Below are 8,752 nucleotides of genomic sequence, written 5' to 3' on the forward strand. Positions count from 1 at the left end.
CATGACCCGCCGTATTTCCGGCCAGAACTTCGACATTGAACTGCTGGGCACCATGGTGCACGTCGAGAAGGCCAGCCTGACCATCACCGACAACAGCGCCGTGGCGCAAACCCGGGGTATCCCTGACGGCTACGTGGACGGTGACGTCTCGGCCGAGTGTGAGTTCGAGCTCGATGCCAAGAACTTCAAGCTGCTCAGCAACGCGGCCAAACGGGCCGGCAGCTGGCGCGGGATGAAGCCGGAGGATGTGCTGTTCTATGCCGACAATGGCGACGAGACCATGAAGGTAGAGGCCTTCGGCGTGAAGCTGCAGCTCTCCGACCTGCTGGATATCGATCCCAAGGGCGGCAGCAAGACCGTGCACAAGGTCAAAGGCTTCGTCACCTCCCCCGATTTCATCCACCTCGATGGCGTGCCGTACCTCTCGGAAGACGACACTCGCCACCTGAAAGGGTAAGGGGGACCAGTGGACGACATCGACCGCGCCAACCACCATGCCGCCCGCATGCTGGCAGTCCAGTTGGCTAATCAGGTGGGCAAAGGGCGCTACCAGGGCGAGAGCCGGCACCTGTGCGAAGAGTGCGACGACCCCATCCCGGAAGCACGTCGCCGCCATGTACCCGGGGTGCGCCTGTGCGTCCCCTGCCAGACCCGCCTTGAGCGGTTGGGTCGCTAACCAGAGCAACGGACATGAACCCTATGCCAAACAAAGACCCCACCCTCTGGGCCGCCCTGCTGGCCTGGTTGATGGACAACTGGCCCGCCGTCTATGGGGCACTGCTGGCGCTGGCCATTGCCTTCCTGCGCATCACCTATGCCGGTGGGCGAGGTCGCCGCCGGCTGATCGAATCCCTGCTGTGCGGCCTCATCACCCTGGCGGCCGCCACCGGCACCCACTTGCTCGGGATCCCCCAGGAGGCCACCCCGTTGCTGGGTGGCATGGTGGGGCTGCTTGGGGTCGACATCATCCGCGACCGGGCCGCACTGATGTTTCGCAAGAAGGAAGACAACAATGCCGCGCAGTGACTGCCACCCACAGGTGGCCGCCTTTCTCGACCTGCTCTCCTATGCCGAAGGCACCAAGGGCCGGGGCGATGACGGGTACAACAAGCTGGTCAATCCGGCGGGGTTCTTTGAAAGCTACGCCACCCACCCGAACGTGCTGGTGCAGGTCAATCCAACCCTGAAAAGCACCGCGGCCGGCCGCTATCAATTCCTGTCAAAGCACTGGGCCCACTACCGTGACCAACTCGGCCTGCCGGACTTTGGCCCCGCATCGCAAGACACCTGGGCTATCCAGCTTATTCGCGAGCGCAAGGCGCTGGACGATGTGCTCAAGGGGCGCATCAGCCAGGCGATCGGCAAGTGCGCCAACATCTGGGCCAGCCTGCCGGGCGCCGGTTACGGCCAGCGCGAGCACAAGCTGGCTGACCTGCTGGCCAAGTTCACCGAGTTCGGCGGGGTGCTGGCATGAGCACGTTCATCCGGTTTCTGCCGACCATCATCGGCTTTGTGCTTGGCACCCTGTTGTTTACCCAAGGCGAACGGCTCACGCAGCGCACCAAGGAGCTGGCCAGCGCCAACGACACCATCAACATCCTGCAGGCAGTCAACAACCAGCAAGCGACCGCCTTTCAGGAACTGCTGATGCAGGCAAAAGGCTTACGTCTGCTGCTGAGCGACCAGAACGCGGCCTTGGCCGAGCTCGACAACCAGAACAGGAAAACCGCCGATGAACTGCAACAAGCGTTGGCCACGCCACCGGCGGGCCGCCCAGACTGTGCTCGCGAGCCTTTGCCTAGCGGTGCTTTGCGCCTGCTCCAGCCAGCCCACCCCGGTGGTGCAAACCAAGGTGGTCAAGCGCCTGCCGCCGCCGGGGCTGGTGCCCAACTGCCCGGAGCCTGACTTTACGGGGACCACCTACGGCGAGGCTGTGCGGTTTATCCCCACCCTGCAGACGGCACTGCGACGCTGCCAAACCCAGATCAACACCCTGAACCATTGGATTGAACAAGAGGAAACCACCCCATGAGCACACCGATCATCACCCTGGACGTCGCCGGCAAAGAGCTGAAATTCGCCCCCACCATGGTGGCCTACAACAGTTTCATCAACGACATGATGCCCAACGACAAGGTGGCACCGGCCCACAACTACCTGAAAAAGATCGTCTGCGCCGAGAGCAAAGACGCGCTCGATGAGCTGCTCAAGCGCCCCAGCGCCGCCCTGCAGCTGTCGGGGGCCATCAACAAGGAGTTCGCGCCCGAGCTGGAGATCACCGTAAAAAACTGACGGCGCGCGCCGAGGCCATCGAGCGCAACCAACTGGAGCAGGTGCTGGCGCTGCGGCGCTACTACCTGCCCCATGAGGATGACGACCTCGACAACCTGGCTCGCGCCATCTGGCTAGACAGAAACGCAAGAGAGTCCAACACCACCGCCGTGGCCGAGGGCATCGCCAAAGCACTGAACGGATAAGGGACCCCTATGGCTTGGATGGAAAAATTGATGATGCAGGTGGCATTGGTTGACCAGGTCACCAAGCCCCTTGCCGGCATCAATGCCCAGATGGACAAGGTCACCAAGTCAGGCCGCCAGGGCTGGAGCAACATGGCCATGGGGGCCACCACCGTGGCCGCCGGTGGCCTGGCGATCCAGTCAGCCCTGGGGCCGGCCATCGAGATGGACCGGGCCTTGGCCGAGGTGGCCTCGCTGGATGTGCAAAAGGAGGTGCTCGGCGCGCTCGGTCGCGAAGCATTGAAGCTCTCTATCCAGTACGGGGAGTCGGCCACCGAGATTGTCCGCTCCTCCTACGATATCCAGTCGGCGATTGCCGGGCTCGAAGGTAACGAGCTGCCCGCCTTCACCCGCGCCTCCACCACTCTGGCCAAAGCCACCAAGGCCGACACCGCCACCATCACCAACTACATGGGCACCATGTACGGCATTTTCGAGCAGCAGGCCAAGCAGATGGGCAAGGCCAACTGGGTCGAGGATGTGGCCGGCAAGACGGCGCTGGCGGTACAGCTGTTCAAGACCACCGGTCAGGGCATGGCTGATGCCTTTGGGGCGATCGGCGCCAACGCCACCGCCGCCGGGATCTCGATGGATGAACAGTTTGCCGTGCTCGGCCAGCTGCAGGCCACCATGAGCGGTGGCGAGGCGGGGACCAAGTTCAAGGCCTTCCTGGCCGGGGTCGGGGGTGCCCAGAAGGCGCTCGGGCTCAAGTTCACCGACGCCGCGGGCAACATGCTGCCGGTGCTCACTATCATGGACAAGCTCAAGGCCAAGTATGGCGAGACCATGAGCGTGGCCGAGGGGGACGAGCTCAAGAAGGCCTTCGGCTCGGACGAGGCAGTGGCCATGATCAAACTGTTGATGACCAACACCAAGGGGCTGGCCACCAATATCAACGCGCTGGCCAACACCCACGGCATGGGCAAGGCCGAGCAGATGGCCGCCGCCATGACTGACCAGTGGGAACGGGTGACGCAAGCCTGGTTTGCAATCCGGGCCGCCGCCTTCGGGGTGGTGCTGCCGGCTATCAACAACGTGGTGGGCGTCTTTGCCGATGGCGCCACCACCGTGCTGCGCTGGACGCACCTATTCCCGAACCTCACCAAAGTGGTGAGCTATGCCCTGCTCGCCATCGTTGGCCTGAGCATGGTGACCGGAACCTGGATGCTGGTTGCTGGCGTGGCCAAGCTGGCCACCCTGGGGCTCGGCATCGCCTGGAGCGTCATCATGGCGCCGCTCAACCTGCTCAAGGCGGGGCTGGTTGCCTTTCGCGCCATCATGCTGGCCGTCAACATCGCCATGTATGCCAACCCCGTCGGCCTCATCATCGCGGGCATCGTGACGCTGATCGGTGCTGTCGCGGCGGTCATCTACTACTGGGACGACCTCAAGCAAACCCTGGCTGACTGGGGCGTGTTCGATGCCGTCCAGGCGATGATCGACGGGGCCGCCGCCGGCTGGGCCAGCTTCATGCAACTGCTCGCCGACCTCAGTCCGTTCCAGTTGCTGGGCAAAGCCGTAGACTGGTTGATCGACAAGCTCAACATGATCCCGGGCGTCAACATCGAGCTCGGCAGCATGCCGGACCTCACCATGCCGACCATGACGCCGCTGACCATGCCGGTCATGCCAGGCGTGATGAACATGCCGACCCAGGAACAGCAGCGGGAAACGGTCAACGCCCCCCTCACCCGCTATCGCCAGCAGGACCAGAGCAAGGTGCCATCCGGTGGCCTTGGCCAGCAGCTGATCCAGGCCAACGCGGCGGCGACCACGGCCAACCAGAAACCCGCCAAGTCCCTGCACATCGGCGAGGTACATATCACCAACCAGAACCCGATGACACCGGAGCAGCTGGCCGAGAACGCCTGGCTGGAGACCCCGTAATGAGCGACCCCCTTATCCATGAACCCAAGTACATCGATCTCCTGGTGGTGAACGGCGCCTGGCAACTCGATGCCGGCGGCCAGCCGCGCACCACCCAGGACCGCCACAGCATTGGTCAGGACATCAAGCACCGCATCATGGAGTCGGGGCTGGCCCGCAAGCTCATCGGCGAGCGCAGCCCTACCCTGCGCGCCGATGTGATGACCGAGATTGAACTGCTGGTAGAAGACGACGAGCGGCTGGTGCCCGGCACCATCGTGATCCGTGAAGAGGCCCCCGACCGGGTGCTGGTCACCGCTCGCACCTATGAATTCGGCGATTTGGAGGTAACCCTGTGAACCTGCGCCCGAACGTGGACTTTATGGCCCTGCTGGCCGAGGCCGGTGTGCCGACCACCGAGCAGGCCATGGAGGCCGAGCTCAAAAAGGAGGTGGTGGCTGCTGGCTCCCTCATCACCAACGACAGCGATGTGAGCCCCTTCTGGCGGCTGGTGCGCGGGGTGGTCATCACCCCGGCGCTCTGGCTTATCCGCACGCTCTTGGCCGGCCATGTGCTGCCCAACACCTTTGCGGCCACCGCCACCGATGCCTATCTCGATCTCAAGGCCTGGGATGTGGACCTGACCCGTAAGGCTGCCCAGAAAACCCGGGGAGTGATCCACTTCGTCAAGGTGAGCCCCGGCGAGGCGGTCACCATCCCGGCCGATATCTGGATCACCACCGAGCGCATCAACGGCACCATCTACCGGGTGAAGCCGCTGCAGGCGGTGGTCAGTCCCGCCGGCGAGGCGGTGGCCAAGGTGGTCTGCGAGGCGGAGTTCGCCGGCGCGGCCTGGAATCTGGCCCCGGGCTATTACAACCTGCTAAGTGAACCGGTCACCGGCATCCTGTCGGCCCGCAACGATGACAAGGAGTGGATCACCACCCAGGGCGCCGATGCCGAGGGCAACGACGCGCTCGGCCTGCGCATCCAGAACCAGTTTTCAGCGGTGGGGCGCTACCACATCGACGCGATTTACCGCTCCATGCTGGCCAGCGTGGCGGGGATCCGGGCCGATCACATCTTCTTTGAGCATGAGGGGCCCCGCGGCCCGGGTACCGCCAACGCTTACATCCTGCTGGAAGTGGGCGCCACCCCGGCCAGCCTCATCAACCAGCTCAACGACTACGTGGGCCGCCAGGGCAACCATGGCCACGGCGATGATTTATTCGTGATGAGCATCCCCGAAACCCAGCACAGCCTCACCCTTGAGTTATGGCCACAAGCCAACCTCACCGACGAGCAGAATGCCGCGCTCAAGGCAGGCGCCGAAAGCCTGGTCAAGGCGGCGTTTCGCCAGTCGGCGGATTTCCCAAGCGTCACCCGCACCTGGCCGCGCTCGCGCTTCTCGCTCTCCCAGCTGGCCCGCGAGCTGCACAGCCAGTTCCCGCAGTTGCAGAGCCTCAAGTTTGCGCAAGATGACATCGTGTCGGGGCTGGCCATCGCGCGCCTGAGCACGCTGGAGGTGACCCTGCATGACTGACCCGACCCCGCTTGAACACGACCTGCAGGCGCCGGTGCTGCCCGATGCCAGCGCCCCCTGGTGGGAAGACGGCTACACCATCAGCCCGGCCCACGCCGAGCCCGGGTTTCTGGCCAAGGGGATCAATGCCTTCTGGCAACGGGTCAAGGGCTGGTTGTTGCTGCCGCTGGCCCAGCAAGACCCGCTGACCTGCTCGGCGTCCCTGCTGGCGCTACTCGCCTGGGAGCGGGACATCACCCGTTTCAACGGCGAGCCGCTCGAGCTTTTCCGCAAGCGGGTCAAGTTCGCCTTTGTGAACGCCCGGGACGCCGGCGAGGTGGCCGGCTTTAAGCGCATTTTCGAGCGCCTGGGCATCGGCTGGTGTGACGTCCACGAACGCCAGGCCGGCGCCCCCTGGGACGTCATCACCATCGAGGTGACCGACGGCGCCATCGCGGCCAACCAGAAACTGATGGAAACCCTCATTCAACACTATGGCCGCACCTGCCGCCGCTATCGCTTTGCAGTGGTGTATCCGGTCACCGGCACCCTGCGGTTCAGTCGTATCGACATGAACCAGCAGGTGTTCGGCGCGACACTTAAGAGGAACGCATGAGCCAGATCATTACCAACGCTTTCTCCCGCTACTGGCAGGAGTGCCTAGCAACCCAAGTGCCGGTGGTGCTCGATGAGTTCGTGCTGGCCAACGTGCCGGGGCTCGATCCCGAGGCGGCCATCAACCCGGACAGCGGGCTGCCGCCAGCGGGCCAGATTGTGCACCGGCACGCGGTGGATCAGCGCGGGCGCATCAACAACGATGCGGTGGCTTACACCATCGTGATGGACACCACGGTCGGCGATTTCAGCTTCAACGCCATGTACCTCATCAACAAGGCCACCGGCGTGGTGGGGATGATTGTGCACAAGGGGCTGGAAACCAAACTCAAGACCAATGAGGCCACCGGCCAGACCGGCAACAGCCTGGTGAAATCCATGCTGATGGAGTACGACCAGGCGGCAGAGGCCACCGCCACCCACGTGGACGCCAGCACCTGGCAAATCGACTATGCCGCCCGCCTGCGCGGAATAGACGACGACCTGCGCCTGCAGGCGCTGCAGTTCTTCGGGTCGGCCACCTTCTACGGTGACGGCTTCAAGCTGGTCAACGAGTCCGGGGTCTACAAGATGCAGCCCGGGGTGGCCTACGTGGGCGGCCTGCGGGCGGAACTGAACGAGGTCAAGAAGGTGACCCCGGGCGCCAAGCCGGTGGGGCTCTGGCTCGATATCTACCGGGCGGGCTCTTTGCTCGATGCCTGGGTGAATCACTTCACCCTTAGCTTAAGTGTGCCGGAGCTCACCGACTACCTGGACAGCAACGGCCATCAGCACCATGTGGCCAAGGTGGCCATCATCAATGCGGACGGCAGCGTCACCGACGTGCGCCGCAAGCGCACCATCGAGCTGACCGGGGACGTGGCCGGCAAGGGCATCCTGGAAGACGCCCAGGGCGTCACCATCGCGGTGGAGATCAAAGACGGCAGCCACCGCCACAAGTGGGGTGAGCTTGATCAGGTTCCGGCCACCGCCAGCCGCTGGCCCAGTTGGGCAGAGGTGACCAGCAAGCCGGACCTCGCGGCAGCCAACCATTCCCACCCCGGCTCCTGGCTCAACCCCATCAACTTGGGCACCGAGGATCTGGACACCCTCAAAGAGCCCAAGGTATATGCCCAGCACGCCAACGCCAACACCTCGGCGGCACGCCACTACCCGGAAAACCTGGCCGGGGCATTGATCGTCAGCAATGCCGCCGGCACCCAGCAGACCTACCTGGTTTACAACTCCAGCCGGGTCTGGCGGCGCGCGCAATACAGCACCGGGGCCTGGACGCCCTGGACGCGGGATTACAACACCGGCAATAAGCCCACCCTGGCCGAGCTGGGAGCCGCCGCCGCAAGCCACGCTCACCCATGGAGCCAGATCACTGGCGCGCCGGTGCAAGCAACTCGCTGGCCCGCCTGGAATGAGGTCACCGGCAAGCCTGGCACCATGCCACCCAGTGCGCACAGCCACCCCTGGTCGCAAGTGACCGGAGCGCCTGCCACAGCCACCCGCTGGCCCACCTGGAGTGAGGTCACCGACAAGCCCGCGACCATGCCGCCTTCAGGTCATACCCACCCGGCCTCACAGGGAAATGCCGACATTGTTGCCAGTGGCTATCAGCAGATCGGTACATACGCGCTGTTAGGCCGATTCAATTCAGGAGGGAAAATTTCACCTGGCCAAACCATCGCGGGATCAGCCCTCAGATTCAGTTCTGCAGAAGGCATTCTGTACGGTGGTTCTCCCGCAGGAACGTGGAAAGCGCTCGGGTATGCCGCCGGTGACCGTGATTACGGAAGCTGGAACGTCACCCTATTTATTCGCATTGCGTGAGGTCAAAGATGAATGTTCAAGTGTTATCAGTCAGAGCAGTGACAGCACAGGTTAACGCAGATGATGTGATTAATATGGAAGTGCTCTTTAGCCATCTTCCTGATTTCGTCCCATTTAGCGCCCGGAAAGACGATGCGGAAGAGCACGGCCGAGCGCTATACACCAGGGCGATGTTCGGGGAGTTCGGTGAAATCACCCTCATACCCCAGCCCCTACCGACATCGTCTGAAATGCAGGCCATGTTGGACGTGAGATTACAACTCGCAGCCACAGCGATGGCACCACTAGAAGATGCCCTGGCGCTGGGGATCATCAGCGAGGCCGAACGCGAACAGCTTAGCGCCTGGCAGCGCTACCGGGTCGCCCTCTACCGCCTCCCCCAAAGCGATGGCTGGCCAACCGAGGTCAACTGGCC

The 8,752-nt window shown here is 63.6% G+C and carries 14 protein-coding genes; all 14 read left to right on the forward strand.

The features are described 5' to 3' along the window. Position 1 precedes the first annotated feature (1 nt). On the forward strand, positions 2 to 457 hold the full coding sequence (locus tag AB5Y94_RS11190) for a phage protein (RefSeq protein WP_242798345.1): 456 nt from the start codon (positions 2 to 4) through the stop codon (positions 455 to 457). Positions 458 to 466: 9 nt separating this feature from the next. Beyond that, positions 467 to 676, forward strand: a complete 210-nt coding sequence (locus tag AB5Y94_RS11195) for a TraR/DksA family transcriptional regulator (RefSeq protein WP_368205523.1) — start codon at positions 467 to 469, stop codon at positions 674 to 676. Positions 677 to 699: 23 nt separating this feature from the next. After that, positions 700 to 1,026, forward strand: a complete 327-nt coding sequence (locus tag AB5Y94_RS11200; protein ID WP_166464253.1) for a phage holin, lambda family — start codon at positions 700 to 702, stop codon at positions 1,024 to 1,026. Continuing rightward, complete coding sequence (locus AB5Y94_RS11205; protein ID WP_368205524.1) at positions 1,013 to 1,474, forward strand: glycoside hydrolase family 104 protein; 462 nt, start codon at positions 1,013 to 1,015, stop codon at positions 1,472 to 1,474. Before AB5Y94_RS11200 ends, AB5Y94_RS11205 begins: the two co-directional genes overlap by 14 nt. Then, a complete protein-coding gene (locus AB5Y94_RS11210) occupies positions 1,471 to 1,905 on the forward strand; it encodes a hypothetical protein (protein ID WP_368205525.1) in 435 nt (144 codons plus the stop codon). Before AB5Y94_RS11205 ends, AB5Y94_RS11210 begins: the two co-directional genes overlap by 4 nt. Continuing rightward, positions 1,841 to 2,032, forward strand: coding sequence for a hypothetical protein (locus AB5Y94_RS11215; RefSeq protein ID WP_242527027.1), 192 nt, complete (start codon positions 1,841 to 1,843; stop codon positions 2,030 to 2,032). Before AB5Y94_RS11210 ends, AB5Y94_RS11215 begins: the two co-directional genes overlap by 65 nt. Continuing rightward, on the forward strand, positions 2,029 to 2,292 hold the full coding sequence (locus AB5Y94_RS11220) for a putative phage tail assembly chaperone (RefSeq protein ID WP_368205526.1): 264 nt from the start codon (positions 2,029 to 2,031) through the stop codon (positions 2,290 to 2,292). The genes AB5Y94_RS11215 and AB5Y94_RS11220 overlap by 4 nt, the downstream gene beginning before the upstream one ends. 41 nt (positions 2,293 to 2,333) lie before the next feature. Further along, positions 2,334 to 2,477, forward strand: coding sequence for a hypothetical protein (locus AB5Y94_RS11225; RefSeq protein ID WP_368205527.1), 144 nt, complete (start codon positions 2,334 to 2,336; stop codon positions 2,475 to 2,477). Between the two features lie 9 nt (positions 2,478 to 2,486). Next, a complete protein-coding gene (locus AB5Y94_RS11230; protein ID WP_368205528.1) occupies positions 2,487 to 4,403 on the forward strand; it encodes a phage tail tape measure protein in 1,917 nt (638 codons plus the stop codon). A 14-nt stretch (positions 4,404 to 4,417) separates the two neighbouring features. Then, positions 4,418 to 4,741 carry a DUF2590 family protein gene (locus AB5Y94_RS11235; protein ID WP_368205532.1) on the forward strand — a complete coding sequence of 108 codons (324 nt, stop codon included), beginning with the start codon at positions 4,418 to 4,420 and terminating at the stop codon, positions 4,739 to 4,741. Next, positions 4,738 to 5,925, forward strand: coding sequence for a baseplate J/gp47 family protein (locus AB5Y94_RS11240; RefSeq protein WP_368205529.1), 1,188 nt, complete (start codon positions 4,738 to 4,740; stop codon positions 5,923 to 5,925). The genes AB5Y94_RS11235 and AB5Y94_RS11240 overlap by 4 nt, the downstream gene beginning before the upstream one ends. Beyond that, a complete protein-coding gene (locus AB5Y94_RS11245) occupies positions 5,918 to 6,520 on the forward strand; it encodes a phage tail protein (RefSeq protein WP_368205530.1) in 603 nt (200 codons plus the stop codon). Before AB5Y94_RS11240 ends, AB5Y94_RS11245 begins: the two co-directional genes overlap by 8 nt. Then, complete coding sequence (locus tag AB5Y94_RS11250; protein WP_368205531.1) at positions 6,517 to 8,337, forward strand: phage tail protein; 1,821 nt, start codon at positions 6,517 to 6,519, stop codon at positions 8,335 to 8,337. The genes AB5Y94_RS11245 and AB5Y94_RS11250 overlap by 4 nt, the downstream gene beginning before the upstream one ends. A 239-nt stretch (positions 8,338 to 8,576) precedes the next feature. Continuing rightward, the coding region (locus AB5Y94_RS11255) for a tail fiber assembly protein (RefSeq protein ID WP_368205533.1) at positions 8,577 to 8,752 on the forward strand (176 nt) is incomplete at its 3' end.

The organism is Aeromonas sp. s5 (genome assembly GCF_040907865.1).
GTDB lineage: Bacteria > Pseudomonadota > Gammaproteobacteria > Enterobacterales > Aeromonadaceae > Aeromonas > Aeromonas dhakensis.